Genomic DNA, 18,794 nt, shown 5'->3' with positions numbered 1-18,794 from the left:
ACCCGTCCGCCGCTAACTTCTCGAGAGCAAGCTCTCAATCAATTCGCTCGACTTGCATGTATTAGGCACGCCGCCAGCGTTCATCCTGAGCCAGGATCAAACTCTCCAATAAAGTTAGTTTGTCTAGCATCTAAAAATAAAAATTGACGTTTCACGTTGTTTGTTTCGTTCAGTTTTCAAAGAACTTGTCCGTCGCTCCAGAAGCGACTTCATCATATTAACATCTTCGTTTTTTGATGTCAACTAAGTTTTAAAATTTCTTTTTTGTCGTTTTCTGCGTTTCCGCATCAGCGACGTTTATTAATATACCATCATGATTTTTAAATAACAAGTGTTTTTTTTAAAAAAACAAAAAAATATCCATCCTACTTTCTTCTATATAGAGACACCTCATCCCATCTATGGAAAACAGCTATTTAAATTGCATACCAATACACTCTAGTTAACCAAACTGTATTTCATAACCCCTTCCTAGCTTTTCATTCTCTTCTATATTAAAGCCTTGATCATTTACTTCTCTATAGACTAACAATATACAAAACAAATCAATCCAACCTTTTAAAAAATAGATTCACCACTTCCTACATAAAGCAAACATGCCGATTTTTAGTTTTGTTCCTCCACACAAACTATTAATTGAACGAATCGGTTGTTTACAGACAGCTCGATTAGGTAATAATCTTATCGCTCGGCGAATAGCGGAATAAATAACGAAATTCCAACAAAAACATTAACTTAAGATTATTGTTAGAATTTTTTTACATTTAATTAATGAAAGATATCCATTTTTTGTTATATAGTAAGAAAGGACGTACTCAACTATAAATAAACCAATGGAGGAATTACTTTATGGATAGGTTAACAAAGTTTTCATTAAAAAACCGCGCCGCTGTTATCATCATGGTTTTTCTCATTTCCGTACTTGGCGTTTATTCCGGATCTAAATTACCTATGGAATTTTTACCAAGCATCGATAATCCAGCAGTCACTGTCACAACCTTATCTCAAGGGCTCGATGCTGAAGCGATGACAAAAGAAGTAACTGATCCCCTCGAAAAACAATTTCGCAATTTAGAACACATCGACAGCATCACCTCTTCTACGCACGAGGGATTATCACGTATCGATATCGCGTATACATCCAAAGCAAACATGAAAGACGCGGCACGCGAGGTTGAAAAGGCCATTAACACAATTAAATTACCTAAAGATGCAACGAAACCCATAGTTAGCCAATTAAATACTTCTATGATTCCACTCGCTCAAATTGCTATCCAGAAGCAAAACGGATTTTCAAAAGCAGATGAAAAACAAATCGAAAAAGAAATCGTACCACAACTCGAAAACATTGATGGTGTTGCCAACGTTATGTTTTTCGGAAAATCAGCCTCTGAATTATCTATCATACTAGACCCAAACCAATTAAAAGATAAAAACGTAACAACAGAACAAATATTAAAAGTTTTACAAGGAAAAGAAACTTCCACTCCAGCTGGAGCAATTACCGTTAATAAAGAAGAATATAACCTTCGTGTCATTGGGGATATAAAAAATGTAGATGATATTAAAAACATAACCGTTGCACCTCAAGTAAAATTGCAAGATGTGGCTCAAATCGAACTTAAACAACACTACGATACAATCTCGCATATAAACGGAGAAGAAGGAACCGGATTGATCATCATGAAAGAGCCAAGTAAAAATGCAGTTACAATCGGAAAGGAAATCGATAAGAAAATCAAAGATATAAGTAAACAATATAAAGATCAGTTTTCTATTAAACTTTTAGCCTCAACTCATGAGCAAGTTGAAAATGCTGTTACTAGCATGGGCAAAGAAGTAATTCTTGGAGCAATTGCTGCAACTCTAATTATCTTAATCTTTTTGCGTAACTTCCGAACGACACTCATCGCCGTTGTCAGTATTCCATTATCTATTTTATTAACACTCTTTTTACTACACCAATCTAACATCACACTTAACACCTTAACGCTTGGTGGTTTAGCAGTTGCAGTTGGACGTCTCGTTGATGATAGTATCGTTGTCATCGAGAATATTTTCCGTCGTTTACAAAAAGAATCTTTCTCTAAAGATATTATTCTTGATGCAACGAAAGAGGTCGCCGTCGCAATTACTTCTTCTACTTTAACAACAGTCGCTGTTTTCTTACCTATTGGCCTCGTATCAGGAGTAATCGGAAAATTAATGTTACCTATGGTATTAGCAGTTGTATATTCTATACTATCATCCTTAATCGTTGCACTAACAGTTGTTCCACTTATGGCTTTTTTACTACTCAAAAAAACAAAGCACAAAAAGCCAAGTTCTTCACCACGATATGTCGCTACATTAAAGTGGGCTCTTTCGCATAAATTCATTATTCTACTTACTGCTTTTTTATTATTCGCAGGATCGATTGCAGCCTATGTATTACTACCGAAAGCGAACATAAAATCTGAAGACGACACAATGTTATCTATTAATATGACTTTCCCAGCTGATTACGCTCCTGAAACGCAAAAACAAAAAGCCTTCGATTTCGAAAAGAAATTACTTTCTAATTCGGATGTAACGGATGTTATTTTACGAATGGGATCTAGCGCAGAAGATGCACAATGGGGGCAAACGACAAAAAATAATCTTGCCAGTATATTTGTAGTCTTCAAGAAAGGCTCTGATATTGATCAATATATTAAAGAGTTAAAGAAAGAACATAAAGCTTTTGAGCCTGCTGAACTAGATTATATAAAAACGAGTTATTCAAGCTCTGGTGGTGGCAACAATTTGCAATTCAACGTAACAGCTACTAACGAAACGAATTTAAAAGAGGCTGCTACTATCGTCGAAACAAAACTAAAAGATATGACTGCTCTCTCTAAAGTAAAAACAAATTTAGAAGACTCTAAGAAAGAATGGCAAATCCATGTTGATCAAACAAAGGCCGAACAACTAGGCTTAACACCAGAATTAGCAGCACAACAAGTAGCACTCCTTATGAAGAAATCACCTATTGGTGAAGTTTCAATCAATAATGAAAAAACAACTATTATAATAGAACACAAAAAAGAAAACATTACTAAACAAGAAGACATTTTAAACACAAGCATACTATCACCTATCAATGGACCAATTCCTTTAAAAGACATTGCAACTATTTCAGAAAAGCAACTTCAAACAGAAGTCTTCCATAAAGACGGAAAAGAAACGATTCAAATTACTGCCGAGGCCTCAAATGAAGATTTAAGTAAAGTAAGTGCAGAAGTAAATGAAACGATAGCTAACTTAGATTTACCTAGCGGCGCAAAAGTAACTATTGCAGGTGCAACTGAATCTATGCAAGAGAACTTCACAGATTTATTCAAAATTATGGGGATTGCAATCGGGATTGTATATTTAATTATGGTTATCACCTTCGGACAGGCGCGCGCTCCTTTTGCAATTTTGTTCTCCTTGCCATTAGCTGTTGTTGGCGGTATTTTAGGGTTAATCATTTCAGGAACACCTGTTGATGTAAATTCCTTAATCGGCGCATTAATGTTAATCGGGATTGTCGTTACAAACGCTATTGTATTAATAGAAAGAGTGCAACAAAATCGGGAACACGGCATGGAAACAAGAGAAGCCTTACTAGAAGCGGGTTCCACTAGATTACGTCCAATTATTATGACAGCTATAACGACAATCGTCGCTATGCTTCCTCTCCTATTTGGTCAATCGCAAGCAGGAAGCATGGTATCAAAAAGTCTTGCCGTCGTTGTCATCGGTGGTTTAGCAGTCTCAACCGTTCTTACATTAGTAGTCGTTCCAGTTATGTATGAACTATTAGATAAAATCGGGAGAAAAAGACGCTCTCGTAGAAAAATAAGCACTTCTACAGAAACACCTGATATTTAAAGAAAAAGGCGTTATCTTCAAGAACGAAGATAACGCCTTTTTCTCTACTTACTGATATAATCCATCATTTTTTGAGCATATCGCTCTAGAGGTTTACCAGAATCTACAATAAGACATTCACTATTTAAAGGTCTTTTACTACCATCTAACCATTTTTTAAAAGCTACTTCCGAATCCACTTTTCCAATCTGACTAACCATACGTTTACGTGTTTGTAACCTATTATTAATCTCCTCCATATCATTAAGATAGCATTCAATATATTTATATTTCACACCATGTTTATTAGACAGTTTCATTCCTTTTTCAACCATCCCTTCATATAAACATGGACTATCCAATATAACACTATGCCCTTGTTCTAAATAAGAATCAATCAATGCCCATTCAACATCGTATGATACTCCTCCAACAATTGTCGATTCAACCCCTTTCATTTCTAATGATTGTAACAATGCCGATTTCAAAACGTCATGATTTACAATTACAGCACCTGTTAACTTCGCTATATACTTAGAAACTGTCGATTTTCCCGATCCAGGAAAACCTGACATTTGTAGAAAAAACAAATTAACTTCTCCTCTCATCTGTACCTATTCATCTATATAATCAATTACAAATTCAACAATCATTACATCCATTCCTTCTATATTAAAATACAAAAAGAACTCCCTACTTATAAATAGAGAGTTCCTCTTTATAATTTATGCCGCTTTTACTTTTTTCGTCGTTTTACTTTTTCTTTTCGTCCCTGTAAAACGTTTGTGCAATATAGATGCTACCAAACGTGAAATAACGTTGAATAGTAACACCATAATAATTAATACAGCTGCAGATTTTGTCGCGATCAACTTCGCATCCGGAATAACTCCTTCAGAATTTAACTTCCAAATGTGAACCGCTAACGTTTCAGCTGGTCTAAATGGATTTAAAGGATGCGCAGGACTTGAGAAGTCCGCTGCTGAATTTAAAATCGGGGATGTTAAACCCGCTGTGTAAATTAACGCTGCCGCTTCACCAAATATACGACCCGCCGCTAAAATAATACCTGTAATAATTTGCGGTAATGACGATGGAATAATAATACGAGCAATTGTTTGCCATTTCGTTGCACCTAATCCAAGACTCGCCTCTTTTACATTATGAGGCACTTCTGAAATCGCATTTTCACAAACACGTGTTAAACCTGGTAAGTTTAAAATTGTTAAAGCAAGAGCACCGCCCATTACTGTGTATCCCCAACCTGTCATGGTAACGAACACTAACAAACCGAATAAACCAACAACAATCGAAGGTAAAGACGCCATTGTCTCAATACATAAACGAACAAAATTTAAAAAGCGCCCTTGTTTTGCGTACTCTGCTAAATATATTCCAGCACCTAACCCAAGAGGAATAGATATAACAAGCGTTATAACAAGCATGTAGAAGGAATTGAATAACTGTGGACCAATCCCACCACCAGCTCTTGTATTACTTGGTTCTCCAAACAAGAAATTAGGATCCCAAAATCCCCATCCCTTTTGCAGAATTTCAAACACTAAGAATACTAGCAGAGCTACAACTAAAGCTGCAACTACATAAAAGATACCTGTCCAAACTTTATTTACCGTTCTTGCATTCATTATTATCGCTCACCTCTTTGCCCAATCGCTCGAATTACTAAAATAAACAGGAATGAAATAACAAGTAAAATCATCGCTAAAGTCCATAGCGCATTGTTCCAAGCAGTTCCGTTTAATGTATTTGTCATGTCCATTGTCAAAATACCAGTTAACGTCGCTGTCGGACTATATATTCCTTCTGGTAATTTAATTGTGTTCCCGATTACCATTTGAACTGCTAATGCTTCACCAAAAGCACGCGCTAAACCTAAAACAACACCTGTTAAAATCCCTTTTTTCGCAGCAGGAACAATCACTCGGCTAACCGCTTGCCATTTCGTTGATCCTAGACCATAAGAAGCTTCTAAATAATCAAATGGAACGGAGCGTATTGCATCAGAAGCGATACTAGCAATAGTAGGTAAAATCATAATACTTAATACAACAATACCCGCAATTAGACTAAAGCCCACTCCCCCGAACGAATCACGTAATAGCGGCACTAAAATCGTAACCCCTAATAATCCGTATACAACCGAAGGAATACCAACTAATAATTCTAAAACGGGCTTCAATACTTTATTTCCAAACTTCGGCGAAATTAAATTCATGAATATAGCAAGAGCTATAGCAATTGGCGCACTAATAATAACCGCACCTAACGAAACCACCGTTGAACCTACAATAAAAATCAAAGCCCCGAAGGTTCCTTCGTCAGCATTTGGATTCCATTTTGTCGATGTTAACATCTCAGTAAATGAGATACCGCTTTGTGTAAAAGATTGAATACCTTTACCGCAAATAAACGCAATAATAGCTAATGTAATTAAAACAATAAAAATACCACAAAACGTAACAAGCGATCTTCCTATATATTCACTTTTTACGTAATTAATTTGTTTTTTCCCCTTCATCACAGGTCAGACCCCACTTCATAGATTGAAATGAACAGGACTGGCCTTGCAGCCAGCCCCATAAAAATTTATTACTTATTTAATTTAGACATTGGGATGTAACCCATATCTTCTACTTGCTTTTCAAAGTCTTTGCCTTTTACATAATCAATGTAAGCTTTCGTTGCTTCTTTCGCTTCACCTTTTGTTACCATGTACTCGTAAGACCAGAATGGATATTTACCAGACGAAATGTTTTCAACTTTTGGTTCAGAACCATCAATTTTCACTGTTTGTAGCGCACCTTTTTTATCGCCAACCATGTAAGACATTGCTAAATAACTTACTGAACCTGGAGTAGAATTGATTGCTTGCTCTACTGCACCGTTAGAATCTTGTGTTGTACCAGTTCCATCATTAATTTTCGCTTCTTTCATAACTGTCTTTTCAAATGTAGCACGTGTACCAGATGAAGCTGGACGGTTAATTACGTTGATTTTTTCATCTTTCCCGCCTACCTCTTTCCAGTTTGTTACTTTCCCAGTGAAGATATCTTGTACTTGTTGCACTGTTAAGTTATCAACTTTTACATCTTTATTTACGACAAGCGCGAATGCAATACCCGCAACCTTGTTATCTACTAATTCTTTCTCTTTTTCAGCATCTTTTATTTTATCCCCTGATGGAACATCTGAATTACCAATTTGTACTGCACCCGATGCTACTTGGTTAATCCCAGTTCCACTACCGCCACCTTGCACTTGAATAGAAACTTTTGAATTTTTCTCCATGAATTTCTTTCCAGCTTCCTCCGCAAGAGGTAGAAGAGCTGTAGAACCAGCTGCTGCAATCGTACCTGATAATTCTTGTTTTGTATTATCGCTTCCTTTAGCAGTTTCTTTACTAGCTGTATCATCTGCTTTCCCACATCCAACTAACGCTCCTGCCACCACTAAAGCCGCTAAAGAAAATTTAATACCTTTTTTCATAACCATGTCTTGTACCCCCATTTGGATTATCACTTTTCGAATTCATTTTCTTTCGAACACAAATTCATTGTAGGACAACAATATTATGTGAGTGTTAAGCAATTTTTAATTTTAAGTAAATGACGATAATAACCCTTAAAAGCTAGGAATCCCAACATTTATAGTTAAAGAACCCAACAAAATCCACACGAATTAAGCTGTAATGTAAATTTATTCTTAACAATGTAAATTCAATGTAAATGTTTTTCACTCTTTTCCCCTTTTAATTAAAAATACATTTACAAATCCATTGTATTTTTTAATTTTTACACTCTTACTTTATTTACATTAAACAAAATTCCAGTAATATTTTTTAGTACAACTAAATAAATTGGAACAATTCTAAAAATAAATGAATATTTTTAAAGTACCAATTGACAGCATCATCCAATGTAGTCTACTATATTATTAGCAAAAAGTTTACCTAAGGAAACTTTTTAAACTTAAACAAACAATATAGAGATGAGGTAACTTTTATGGTATCGGCTAATACAAAACCACTTTCCGAATTTAAGACAGGAGAGTTTGTACAAATTGAGAAGATACAATTAGAAGGAACTATGAAACGACGTTTATTAGACTTAGGATTTATCCCTGGGGCAACAATTAAAGTATTACAGCGCAGTCCACTTGGAGATCCGGTCGCTTATCAAGTAAGCAATACAACTATCGCACTACGTAAGGAAGAAAGTTCCCTTATTTTCGGGGTATTAATAGGAGATGATTTCAGATGAGCAAACATCGTATTGCTTTAGCTGGCAACCCGAACACCGGGAAAAGTACATTATTTAATACTTTAACAGGCTTAAAACAACACACTGGAAACTGGACGGGAAAAACTGTTTTAAAAGCTGAAGGAGAATATGAACATAACGGAAGTAAATATACATTAATAGATTTACCTGGAACTTACTCACTATATTCAAATTCTACGGATGAAGAAGTAGCAAGAGATTATATTATATTTGAAAAACCAGAAGTAACTGTAGTTGTTATAGATGCAACTGCAATGGAAAGAAATTTAAATTTAGCCCTCCAAGTGATGGAAATGACAAGCAATGTAGTCATTTGTATTAATTTAATTGATGAAGCGGAGAAAAAAGGCATCGTTATTGATGAAAAGAAATTAGCAAAATCGCTCGGTGTACCTGTAGTTAAGATTTCTGCTCGTAACCGAGTAGGTATTGGGCATTTGCTAAGTGTTATCGCTAAAGTAGCAAATAAAAAATTAATTCCAACACCAATTAAAATTTCTTACAGTGAAAAAATCGAAAATATGATTCAGGAATTAGAACCACAAATTTATAAAGTGTTCGGTGATACGTATCCAGCACGTTGGATTGCGTTACGTATATTAGATGGAGATAAAAATTTCTTAACTACACTTCAAAAACACCATAATGAACCGCTTGTAAGGGAGGTCGTAATGAATGGAATCTCACTCAGCCAGTAAAGCTCTTCCATTAGACTATATTATTCAACATGCACAAACACTCTCAAAAGAAGATATACGAGATGATATTGTCGGAGATATTTATCGAACATCTGCAAGCATATGTAAAGAGTCTGTTCAATATACAAATACTGATAAATTGTATCGTTCTGAAAAACTAGATAAAATTTTCACATCTCCAATCTGGGGATTTCCAATTATGCTCGGTATTTTATCTATTATTTTTTATCTTACAATTGCAGGTGCTAACGTACCATCTGATATGATTGCTGAGTGTTTCGGATGGGCCGAAGGATATTTAACATCTTGGTTTCAGGCAGCACATGCACCCGAATGGCTACATGGCATTTTAATACTTGGTTTATTCCGTGGTATCGGTGCTGTTATTAGCGTTATGTTACCACCTATGGCAATCTTTTTCCCTATGTTCGCACTATTAGAAAACTACGGATATTTACCACGTGTCGCTTTTAATATGGATCGCTTATTCAAACGCTCCGGTGCACATGGTAAACAATCTTTAACAATGGCAATGGGCTTTGGTTGTAACGCAGCCGCTATTATGTCAACACGTATTATTGAATCACCACGTGAACGTATGCTTGCAATCTTAACAAACAACTTCGTTCCTTGTAACGGTCGCTGGCCTATGTTAATTTTAATGTCTTCATTATTTATGGCTGCTGGTTATACAGGTAGTATGCAAACATTAGTTACTGCTGGCGTTGTAGTTGGGATGGTTGTAATTGGTGTTATTATGACATTAACTGTTTCTTGGGTACTATCAAAAACAGCTTTAAAAGGTGTGCCAACTCACTACACACTTGAGTTACCGCCGTACCGTAAGCCAAAGGTTTGGAATACAATTGTGCGTGCGACACTCGACAAATCAGTCTATGTTTTAAAACGAGCTGTTGTTGTAGCTGCCCCTGCTGCTGCATTAACTTGGTTACTAGCTAATATTTTCATCGGTGACACAAGCTTACTTATGTATTTTGTAAACTTCCTAGATCCGTTCGCTAAAATGTTAGGACTTGATGGATTTATTTTAGCTGCATTCATTCTTGGACTACCAGCGAATGAAATTGTTATCCCTATTTTATTAATGTCTTATTTATCAACTGGAGCTTTAACTGAAATAGACGATTTTAATCAAATTAAAAATCTATTCTTAGAAAATGGTTGGACTTGGTTAACAGCGTTAAACACAATGTTGTTCTCACTTCTTCATTTCCCATGTGGAACAACACTGGTTAACATATATAAAGAAACAAAAAGTGCAAAATGGACATTCTTATCGTTTGCAATCCCTACCGTTATCGCCATTGTTGTGACATTCCTCTCTACACAGTTGGTACATTGGTTAGGGCTTGTATAAAAGCAAAGCATACATAGAAGGTATCCCCCTTCACATATGCTTTGTGCGAAAGAAACCTGAAATCATTCAGGTTTCTTTTTTTGTGCATCAGTATTCCAAGGCTGTGCCCCATACATTGTGAGTTTCTTATGAATAAAGTATATGGTCCCCGGAAGAATTGCCATTAATATTGTGCAACTAATTCCTAATCCAGTAAACACCTTCCATCACCTTATTTCACTCTTTTTGGTAAAGCTGAACCTGAATGCTCAATTGTCGGATGAACATGAACAGTAATCTCAGCATTACTAAAGTAATTTTCACCTTGATCCCAATTCTTATCTATCTTCTTCCATTCTTTATAATTATGCCGCTTATATACGTCCCCTAACTCTAATACATCTACCTTATATTTTTTTTGAACAAGCTTAATCGATTTTTGAATGCGCTTCTCCATTTCCTCCGTGATGTTTTTCTTTAATCGCTTTTCGTTCATAATTTGTTTATGATCACTAAAATGCAACTCAGCCAATGTTCCTTCCAAAAATAAGTGAATATCGAACTTCGGTTTTGTAGCATTTTCTGTAGATACTTTAATCTTTCGACGCATTTTATGAATTTCATATGTAATAAGCTGGTCTTTTTTACGAATGGTAAAGAATCCTCCAATTTTCTTACCTATTATATAATTTATTCCAAATGTTTCTTCTCCATTCAAACTACCTACACACTTATTATCCTTCCCGCGAAACAACGCTGCCCCGTTCATTTGTACCCCTTGCCTTGTTAATTCAAGAATAGGTAATACGAAGCTTCGGTTGGAAATCATCTTTTCCTGAACTTCACCAATTCTTGCAGCCTCAATCATTTGAGCATTTTTCGGAGGATGTTCAGCTAACATATCAATATACTGCGCCGGTAAATTTTCAGGCTTAGCGCTCTGCTTCAAAATAGCTTCTGCATTTTTCTTAGAAACGAACAAACGTATATTTCTTCTCATCTCATGATCACGAATATATACATCTAACGTATTTTGTAAAACATATGGATTCGATAATAAATCTTTAGAAAAAATTATCACTTGTATGTGCGGAAAGAATAGTGAGCGACTAATTTTTTTGGCAATAATTCGTATTTGCTCAAAGACACTATCTGCCTTCGCACTCACATTAATATAATTTTCGCTATCTCCACCACCTTGCCCACCTTGTTGCGACAATTTACTGGGGAGTACCATCTGATACGTCCCTTTCATAATTGGATTCGCTTTCTTTTTTTTCACAATATCATAGGCTGCACCTACTACAAATCCTCTTTCTTCTATTTCTTCTAACTCAGAGCACCCACTTATAGATCCAACTAAAACTATAAGCATTATGATTTTAAGAAGGTGTTTCATTTCTACCATTCCTTCTTTTTATTTTATATACAATAAAAACTAACAAAGGTGCTAACACAACAAAGCCCATATCTATCCAAGCTAAATAAGTTCCGTAATTTGACAAGTCATTCAAACTACTAGGTATCATATTCACCATAAAAATAATCGGGGCACTTACGAAAATAAAAATATGTTTCTTCACTTTCGGAAACATAGCACAAAACAATAAAGATGCGACGTCATAATACATTGCTGTAGTGTTATAAATAGTAATAATCCAAGTAGTAAAAAAAATCGCATCAAACCTTTCTAAAAACCCCCCACCAATTTCAATTTCTTTCCCTAGTTCAATTGTTGGATATGTCAATCCACGTGTTGTCATATATGTAAAAACACTAATACAAGTTACATAAATTAAAATGTATGACAACACGTTTACCATCACCGCTTTTGCAACTGCCATCGGTGCCTTTTTCACTGACTTATCGTTCAACATCACAGCATAAAACAGAGCTACCTCAAATCCGATAAATGTGAAAATAGAGTTTTTAACTCCTACAGCATATTGACTGACATCCGTTTGAAAAGCTGGTAGTAAATTATTTATTTCCATTAAATTTATATTCAATAAAGAAAGCAGCACTATCGCAATTAAAACTATAGGTAAAAACAAAACGTTTAGCCTTAATAAAGCCGCTCTCGATCCTGCTATTCCATAAATAACAACTAATAGGAAAAAGAAAGACAATAGTTGCACTGGTGTATCACTAAATAAATAGGTTTGTGAAATAATTGCAATCATTCGCGATTCATATGCTGTCAAAGCAGCAAACGTTAATACTAAAATGCTACTAATTGTGTATGCAACAGGCTTCGTCAAATGTGCACTCGTATATTGAACAAAGTTTTGTTTTGGGAATAAAATAGCTACCCTCGTTACAAACCACCCTAAAACCGCACAGACTAATCCACCCAAAAGCAAAATAATCCAACCGTCCGAAAATAAGGTTTGCGTAGCAATATCTCGCGGCATAGATAATGCACCTATACCGATAATTGTTGACGATACCGCAAAACCAAGTTCCCGAGATCCAATCTCTTCATCCCCATATTCAAATGGTTTCAATTACTCTCGCTCCTTTGGACGTATTGTAGAATCTTTCGTTTGTAAGTACTCTGGTCTTTCTTTCAACATTGATTTTGGCAAGCGGATCATTTCTTCTTCCCAATCTTTATAAAATGCAGGAGCAATAGGCGTTGTATATGGCACCCCAACACTCTTTAAATTCGTAATATGAATCGCAAGTGCAATAAGAGCTAAAATAATTCCATATAGTCCAAAAGCAGTCGCCGCTAAAACAAAGACAAAAAGTAAAATCCGAAACGTAATCGTAATGCTATATACAGGCAGTGAAAATGTAGCAATTGCAGTAACTGCAATAATAATTACTAAAAACGGATTTACAATCCCTGCGTTCACCGCAGCTTCTCCAATTACAAGACCACCTACAATCCCAATTGTTTGCCCCATCGGTTTTGGCAACCTAATTCCCGCTTCTCGTATTAACTCCATCGTTAATGCCATCATTAACGTTTCTATATATGCCGGAAATGGTACCCCTTCTCTCGCTCCCGCAATAGAATAAGCTAATTTAGAGGGAATAAGCCCTTGATGATACGAAACAAGCGCTACGTACGTGGCAGGTAGTAAAACAGCAGCAATACCTGATCCCATACGTAAAATTCTTAATAACGTACCAATTACCCAGCGCTCATAATGATCTTCTACAGATTGAAAAATATCAACAAACACTAGTGGAGCGATAAGAGCAAATGGTGATCCGTCCACTAAAATGGCCGCTTTTCCTTTCGCTAGCGCAGCCACTATATTATCAGGTCTTTCTGTATTCAAAAATTGCGGGAATGGTGATAAATTATTATCTTGAATTAATTGCTCAATCGTTCCTGTCTCAAGAATAACGTCTGCCACTATTGATTGAAGCCGTCGATCTAATTCGTCTACAATATAAGGGTTAATAATATCCTCTATATAGACTAAAGTTACTTCTTTTTGCGATCGCTTCCCCATAATATAGGATCGAAACCGTAACTTCGGATCACGTAAGCTGCGGCGAATTAACATCTTATTTACGTTAATATCTTCATTCAATCCAATTCTTGGTCCACGTATTAAATCTTCTGTTACTGGAGATTCTAGACTTCTTTTTTCCCATGCTCGGCTATTAATGACAATAGCGGTTTGAATATTATCAATTAATATAACTGTGTCTCCTGCTAAAATTGCATTTATAATGTCTGGAAACGTTGTCTTCATACCGACTTCTGCAATAGAAATAAAACGATCCAATAATGTTTGAACAACAGCTTCTTCTTTTTGTACTTCTTCATATTGAAGTGTACGAACTACATATTTATAAACATTATCCTTATCTGTTAACCCACATAAAAAAATAACCGCACAGCGTGTAAAACTACCCGCAAGGGCAACTTCCCTAATTGTTAAATCATTAGGCGAACCTAATTCATCCCTAATTTCTTTCATAACTTCAAATAAGTTACCTTTTAACTCTAACAATTCCCCCACCTAACTTCCTTTTCAACAAGTTTTTAGTTAGATTCCGCTAATAGAAGAAAATATATACAAAAAAGAGCTATCTCTTTTCAAAGATAGCTCTAGCACACGGATTACTTTTCTACTATTATACTGTCTGTCTTTATAGACACATTTCTCGTGAACCCGCTAACGATAAACATCACAATCATATTCATTAACAATGCGACTATACCTACATTTAAATCTTTTATATATTGAGGGAAACCTGGAAACATTGTAGCTATAGTTGAACCAGATAAAGTAATATATGCGACCACTAACAATCCAATCCCCATTCCTGCAATTGCCCCTTTCTTCGTAATAACTTGACGTGGAAACAAACTACATACAAGCGCAGGGAAAAGTTGTGTCACTATACTATATCCCATTAAAAGAAGAGCCCCTATCGTTTCTCCACCTTTAAAAGTGAACAAAACAGCTACAAGCGTTACTACAGGAACAAATAATTTTGCCGCTTTAGCAACTTGTCTATCTGAAGCAGATGGGACCATTGTTCGGTAAATATTTTTTGCTAATAAAGTAGATGCCGCCATAACAAGCATGGAACCCGGAACTAATGCTGTTAATACTCCTGCACTACCAATAATACCAATAAACCATGGATCAAATGTTTGAAGAGCGAGACGGAATAACGAAAGGTCTACATCCCCTCCCTTTAACCCTGGAACTTGCAGTATAGCTGCAAACCCTGCAAAGAACACGAAAAGTAAAACTAAAGAATACAATGGCATAATTGCCGCATTTTTACGAAATACTTTTTCATTTTTTGCAGAGAAAGCAGAAGCGAATGTATGGGGCCACATATAGAAACCGAGAGCTGTTAATACAATAGTAGAAACAAACCAAGAAATGCTCATTCCTTCATCAGGTAAAGATAGAAATCCTGGTTTTGCTGCTTCTACAGCTTCAAACATCGGCTGAAAACCTCCGTAATAATGATATGGTAAATATATACCTAAAAACATAACGATAAACAGTATCATAATATCCTTCAAAGCGGCTGTCCAAGCAGAGCCGTGTATGCCTGAAACCATTACATATATCGTTATAACAATCGCACCAATCCACACTGCAATAACTGGTGATACCCTGCCGTAAGATGCTTCCGAAACGATAATACCTAATCCTTTTAACTGTAAAACAAGGTATGGGATAATTGAAATAACCCCAATGACAGAAACGATAATGCCAAGCGTCTGACTCTTATATTTCTTCACAAAAAAATCTGGCTGCGAGACAAGATTATGCTCTTTCGCATACTTCCAAACTGGCGGCAATAAAAAGTAAGATAAAATATAAGCTAGTGCACCATAACCTAAAATATAGAAAGTAGGTGCTCCTTTACTATACGCCCATCCACTTCCGCCTAAAAATGTGAACGTCGTATAAATTTCACCTGCCATAAGAAGAAAAACAAAAATAGTGCCAAAGCCTCTTCCTCCAACTGACCATTGCTCTAAATTCATATCTTTTCCATGTTGTGCCCGAATTCCTAAAAATAGTGCGAGAAACAAAAATAAAATAATGATAAGTAAGGCGATCATTTTACATCCCCCTTATTAGCAGGATCAAATACGTACACAAGCCCCATACAAAGAGACGTAATGAGCACCGATAATAATACCCAAAATAATAAAAATGGCATCCCTAATACGTAAGGAGTAACTGAATTAGCAAATACAGGTCCAACAACTAAACAAAAAACTGGAATAAGCGCTAATACGTGTATTTTCTTCATCTCATTCTCCTTTACTTATAAAATTCATAATAGACGATACAAAGACTTCCACTCCAATCGGTAATGCATCTTCATCAATCGTAAAACGAGGATGATGGTGAGGATATATAATTCCTTTCTCTTTATTTCCTGCACCGATAAAAAAGAATGTCCCTGGCGCCTTTTGTAAAAACGCTGAAAAATCTTCCCCAGCCATCGTCGGTTGTAAACGAGTAACTCGTTCCCTTCCATAAAGCTGTAATGCAGTTTGCTCAATAATCTCTGTAACTTCATAATCATTTACTACTGGTCGATATCCATATTCATAAGAAAATGTATATTTCGCTCCGTAAGATTCCGTCACATGCTTCACAATCCGTTCAATCCTTTTCTCTGTTTCTTCTCGCAACTCATGTCTTAAACTCCGCACTGTCCCTTCAATCTCCGCTTGTTCTGGAATCACATTATGGGTTGTCCCAGCATGAAATTGCGTAACAGATACTACAAGAGAAACTAACGGATTCGTGAGGCGAGATACAATTTGCTGAAGTTGCGAAACAACTTGTGTACCGATTGCGATACTATCAACCGTTTCATGAGGGATTCCAGCATGTCCACCTTTTCCTTCTATCGTAATTTTAAAAACATCCGGGGCAGCCATTGCAGCACCATAAATTACACCTATTTTACCAACCTGTAACGATGCCCAAAGGTGAGCACCAATAATATAATCCACACCTTCCATTACACCCGCTGCAACCATTTCCTCTGCACCGCCAGGAAAGTTTTCTTCTGCATGTTGGAAGAGAAAGCGAATCTCTCCTTTAATCTTCTCTCTTTTTTCTACTAATTTATGTACGACCCCAAGTAATATCGCTATATGTCCATCATGGCCACATGCATGCATCACACCTGGATATGTAGAAATAAAATCAAACTCATTTTCTTCATGAATAGGAAGAGCATCCATGTCAGCACGAACCGCGATAGTTTTACCAGGTTGCTTACCAATTAACCTTGCCATTACACTATATTTAGTAGGTCTGGAAACTTCTAAATATGGGATTTTTCGAAGTATATCAAATACAAACTGTGACGTTTTTTCTTCTTGAAAAGATAGCTCTGGATACTTATGAAAATGCCTTCTCCACTCAATTAATTGATTTTTCGATAAAACCAGTTCCTTTGCAACATCCATTTTCCTTCGCCCCTTCTTCACCAAGTTAAATGTTATTATAACGTGAATTGTTTATTTTTGAAAGAATCTTCTGAATTTTCTATTATAGTAAATTAAAAATAAAAAGCCATCAAAAAGATGACTTTTCATTATTATAAAATAGTAATCGCTTGTTTCCCCATTTGCTCCCAAGCTTTCTCAAACTCTGCACGCGGAACAGCAAAACGTGGATTATTTTTAAGTGGATCATTTACATATATAAAGTTTTGATCATAGCCAACTATTACTACACTATGTTCATAATATGTAATTTTCACTTCGCCAGAGCTTGTATTCCATGTTTCAAAACTACTCTCGGCTAGTGGCTGAAACGTTGTATTAATAATGACCCATACTGGCGAACCGGAACTAACTACTTTATACATATCTTGCACGTCTCTACCTGTTAAATTAACTACTTTTTCAGGAGCATATTTTTCTGCTAAATTAAAAATGGGTTGATTATATACACCATATCCTGGCTTTGCCTTCGTATAAATATTTCCAACGAACCCCTCATAAGGATTTCCACGTAAACCATTTTGTTCAAATGGAACACGATGAATTTCGCTAGCAAGTTGCATCTTATCTACTTGTATACCTTTGTATTGTAGCAACATAGCCAAACTTGTAACTTCACATCCACGAGGTAATTCTGGTAACTGCTTTATAAATGGAACATTTTCAATCATAGTCGCTTCTTTCATTTCAGATAGAAACTCTAAACGGAACACTTGCGCCTTTTGTATAATTTTATCTTTCCCTATAAAAAACGCGGCAGCAAATATAATTCCAAAAACAAAAAGATATTTTAACTTTTTCATTTTAAACAAAACTCCATTAATTATTATTTTACAGACATACCTCTTATCATTGTACCTTTCTTCTTACTAGTTTGCTAGAAAGATTCTGTGAATTATTGTTCACACTTTAATTGTTATAAAAATCTAATTATTTTTAATAAAAAGAAAAAACAACATGATTTTCTGAATCGTTTTGCTGAAACCAAAATAATTAACATAATTAATATATCATACCATTAACAAAAAGCACACTTAGAGCATTTAGTCATAGTTCGCATTTTTACATACTCCATTCATTTCATAATAAATAAGCCGAATATGTGTCACATCCCCCACTAATGTTTAAAAACTCGGAATAAACATCAGTTCATACATACAAGAAAATAACGGGGGAGGGACATATGAATCAACAAGTAGAACAAAATGATTTAAATTATCGCCACCATTTTATCCAATAGTTCCAATCTTAGCATTTTCACTCAATTTCATTACATTTGTTAGTTTAGCTTTCATTCCAGATTAGAGAATTGCTCTTTATTGCGGTATTCCATTTATGATCATTTGTTGCATTTTATACCAATTAAAATATAAAAAAGTTGTCACATTTGAACAACAAATAAATCTAAAAAAAGAAGTAAAATGAATATACAAAATATTCAGCTACCTTTCTTATGATAGGATAGTTTTTTTCTATTTCTTGGATATCTTGGTATAACTTTATTTATCTTAAAATTTCCACAATCACGTTTTTTACTGGAAAATGGTTTACAATGTTATCAAGTTACAAATGATATTCACCTTAAAAAGTGTGCA

General features: G+C 35.5%; 15 protein-coding genes, 1 rRNA gene and 1 pseudogene. 5 read left to right on the top strand and 12 right to left on the bottom strand.

The features are described 5' to 3' along the window. Nucleotides 1-112: ribosomal RNA gene (locus DN393_RS25655) — 16S ribosomal RNA — on the bottom strand; the annotation flags it as partial. A gap of 737 nt (nucleotides 113-849) precedes the next feature. Between DN393_RS25655 and DN393_RS25650 the strand changes: the two genes are divergently transcribed. Continuing rightward, nucleotides 850-3,894 carry an efflux RND transporter permease subunit gene (locus DN393_RS25650; RefSeq protein ID WP_149174071.1) on the top strand — a complete coding sequence of 1,015 codons (3,045 nt, stop codon included), beginning with the start codon at nucleotides 850-852 and terminating at the stop codon, nucleotides 3,892-3,894. Nucleotides 3,895-3,938: 44 nt separating this feature from the next. Here the strand turns inward: DN393_RS25650 and DN393_RS25645 are convergent, their stop codons facing one another. The 4 genes from DN393_RS25645 to DN393_RS25630 form a co-directional block, all read right to left on the bottom strand. Beyond that, complete coding sequence (locus tag DN393_RS25645; RefSeq protein WP_000465765.1) at nucleotides 3,939-4,463, bottom strand: P-loop nucleotide/nucleoside kinase family protein; 525 nt, start codon at nucleotides 4,461-4,463, stop codon at nucleotides 3,939-3,941. A gap of 135 nt (nucleotides 4,464-4,598) precedes the next feature. Continuing rightward, nucleotides 4,599-5,519, bottom strand: a complete 921-nt coding sequence (pstA, locus tag DN393_RS25640) for a phosphate ABC transporter permease PstA (protein WP_149174070.1) — start codon at nucleotides 5,517-5,519, stop codon at nucleotides 4,599-4,601. A 2-nt stretch (nucleotides 5,520-5,521) separates the two neighbouring features. Continuing rightward, nucleotides 5,522-6,412, bottom strand: a complete 891-nt coding sequence (gene pstC / locus DN393_RS25635) for a phosphate ABC transporter permease subunit PstC (protein WP_000676675.1) — start codon at nucleotides 6,410-6,412, stop codon at nucleotides 5,522-5,524. 71 nt (nucleotides 6,413-6,483) lie between these two features. Next, nucleotides 6,484-7,386 (bottom strand): phosphate ABC transporter substrate-binding protein PstS family protein, encoded by a 903-nt coding sequence (locus DN393_RS25630; RefSeq protein WP_149174069.1) that lies wholly within the window; start codon nucleotides 7,384-7,386, stop codon nucleotides 6,484-6,486. Between the two features lie 509 nt (nucleotides 7,387-7,895). Between DN393_RS25630 and DN393_RS25625 the strand changes: the two genes are divergently transcribed. The 3 genes from DN393_RS25625 to DN393_RS25615 are packed head-to-tail and all read left to right on the top strand — an operon-like array spanning nucleotide 7,896 to nucleotide 10,250. Continuing rightward, nucleotides 7,896-8,153 (top strand): FeoA family protein, encoded by a 258-nt coding sequence (locus tag DN393_RS25625; protein WP_000252989.1) that lies wholly within the window; start codon nucleotides 7,896-7,898, stop codon nucleotides 8,151-8,153. Then, entirely contained in the window at nucleotides 8,150-8,872 is a 723-nt protein-coding gene (locus DN393_RS25620) for a FeoB small GTPase domain-containing protein (RefSeq protein WP_064477051.1), read from the top strand. Before DN393_RS25625 ends, DN393_RS25620 begins: the two co-directional genes overlap by 4 nt. Next, a complete protein-coding gene (locus tag DN393_RS25615) occupies nucleotides 8,850-10,250 on the top strand; it encodes a nucleoside recognition domain-containing protein (protein WP_064477052.1) in 1,401 nt (466 codons plus the stop codon). Before DN393_RS25620 ends, DN393_RS25615 begins: the two co-directional genes overlap by 23 nt. Nucleotides 10,251-10,461: 211 nt before the next feature. Here the strand turns inward: DN393_RS25615 and DN393_RS25610 are convergent, their stop codons facing one another. The 7 genes from DN393_RS25610 to DN393_RS25580 all read right to left on the bottom strand — a co-directional run bounded on the left by DN393_RS25610 (nucleotide 10,462) and on the right by DN393_RS25580 (nucleotide 18,002). Further along, nucleotides 10,462-11,628 (bottom strand): Ger(x)C family spore germination protein, encoded by a 1,167-nt coding sequence (locus DN393_RS25610; RefSeq protein ID WP_064477053.1) that lies wholly within the window; start codon nucleotides 11,626-11,628, stop codon nucleotides 10,462-10,464. Further along, complete coding sequence (gene gerLB, locus DN393_RS25605) at nucleotides 11,612-12,736, bottom strand: spore germination protein GerLB (RefSeq protein ID WP_064477054.1); 1,125 nt, start codon at nucleotides 12,734-12,736, stop codon at nucleotides 11,612-11,614. Before gerLB ends, DN393_RS25610 begins: the two co-directional genes overlap by 17 nt. Further along, nucleotides 12,737-14,215: a spore germination protein GerLA gene (gene gerLA / locus DN393_RS25600; protein ID WP_095205680.1), complete on the bottom strand. Its 1,479-nt coding sequence runs from the start codon at nucleotides 14,213-14,215 to the stop codon at nucleotides 12,737-12,739. A 101-nt stretch (nucleotides 14,216-14,316) separates the two neighbouring features. Beyond that, complete coding sequence (locus DN393_RS25595) at nucleotides 14,317-15,789, bottom strand: sodium:solute symporter family protein (protein WP_149174068.1); 1,473 nt, start codon at nucleotides 15,787-15,789, stop codon at nucleotides 14,317-14,319. Beyond that, nucleotides 15,786-15,983: a DUF3311 domain-containing protein gene (locus DN393_RS25590; protein WP_000719861.1), complete on the bottom strand. Its 198-nt coding sequence runs from the start codon at nucleotides 15,981-15,983 to the stop codon at nucleotides 15,786-15,788. The genes DN393_RS25595 and DN393_RS25590 overlap by 4 nt, the downstream gene beginning before the upstream one ends. Nucleotide 15,984: 1 nt before the next feature. Then, entirely contained in the window at nucleotides 15,985-17,160 is a 1,176-nt protein-coding gene (locus tag DN393_RS25585) for an amidohydrolase (RefSeq protein ID WP_149174067.1), read from the bottom strand. Between the two features lie 131 nt (nucleotides 17,161-17,291). After that, on the bottom strand, nucleotides 17,292-18,002 hold the full coding sequence (locus DN393_RS25580; protein ID WP_064477056.1) for a C39 family peptidase: 711 nt from the start codon (nucleotides 18,000-18,002) through the stop codon (nucleotides 17,292-17,294). A gap of 401 nt (nucleotides 18,003-18,403) precedes the next feature. Between DN393_RS25580 and DN393_RS25575 the strand changes: the two are divergent. Beyond that, a pseudogene (locus DN393_RS25575) lies at nucleotides 18,404-18,624 on the top strand (amino acid permease); the annotation flags it as partial. Nucleotides 18,625-18,794: the final 170 nt, after the last annotated feature.

The sequence above is a fragment of the Bacillus sp. BPN334 genome (assembly GCF_008368885.1).
GTDB classification, from domain to species: domain Bacteria; phylum Bacillota; class Bacilli; order Bacillales; family Bacillaceae_G; genus Bacillus_A; species Bacillus_A wiedmannii.
The sequence above is the reverse complement of the archived record's forward strand: the minus strand, read 5'-3'. Positions and strand labels throughout refer to the sequence as shown.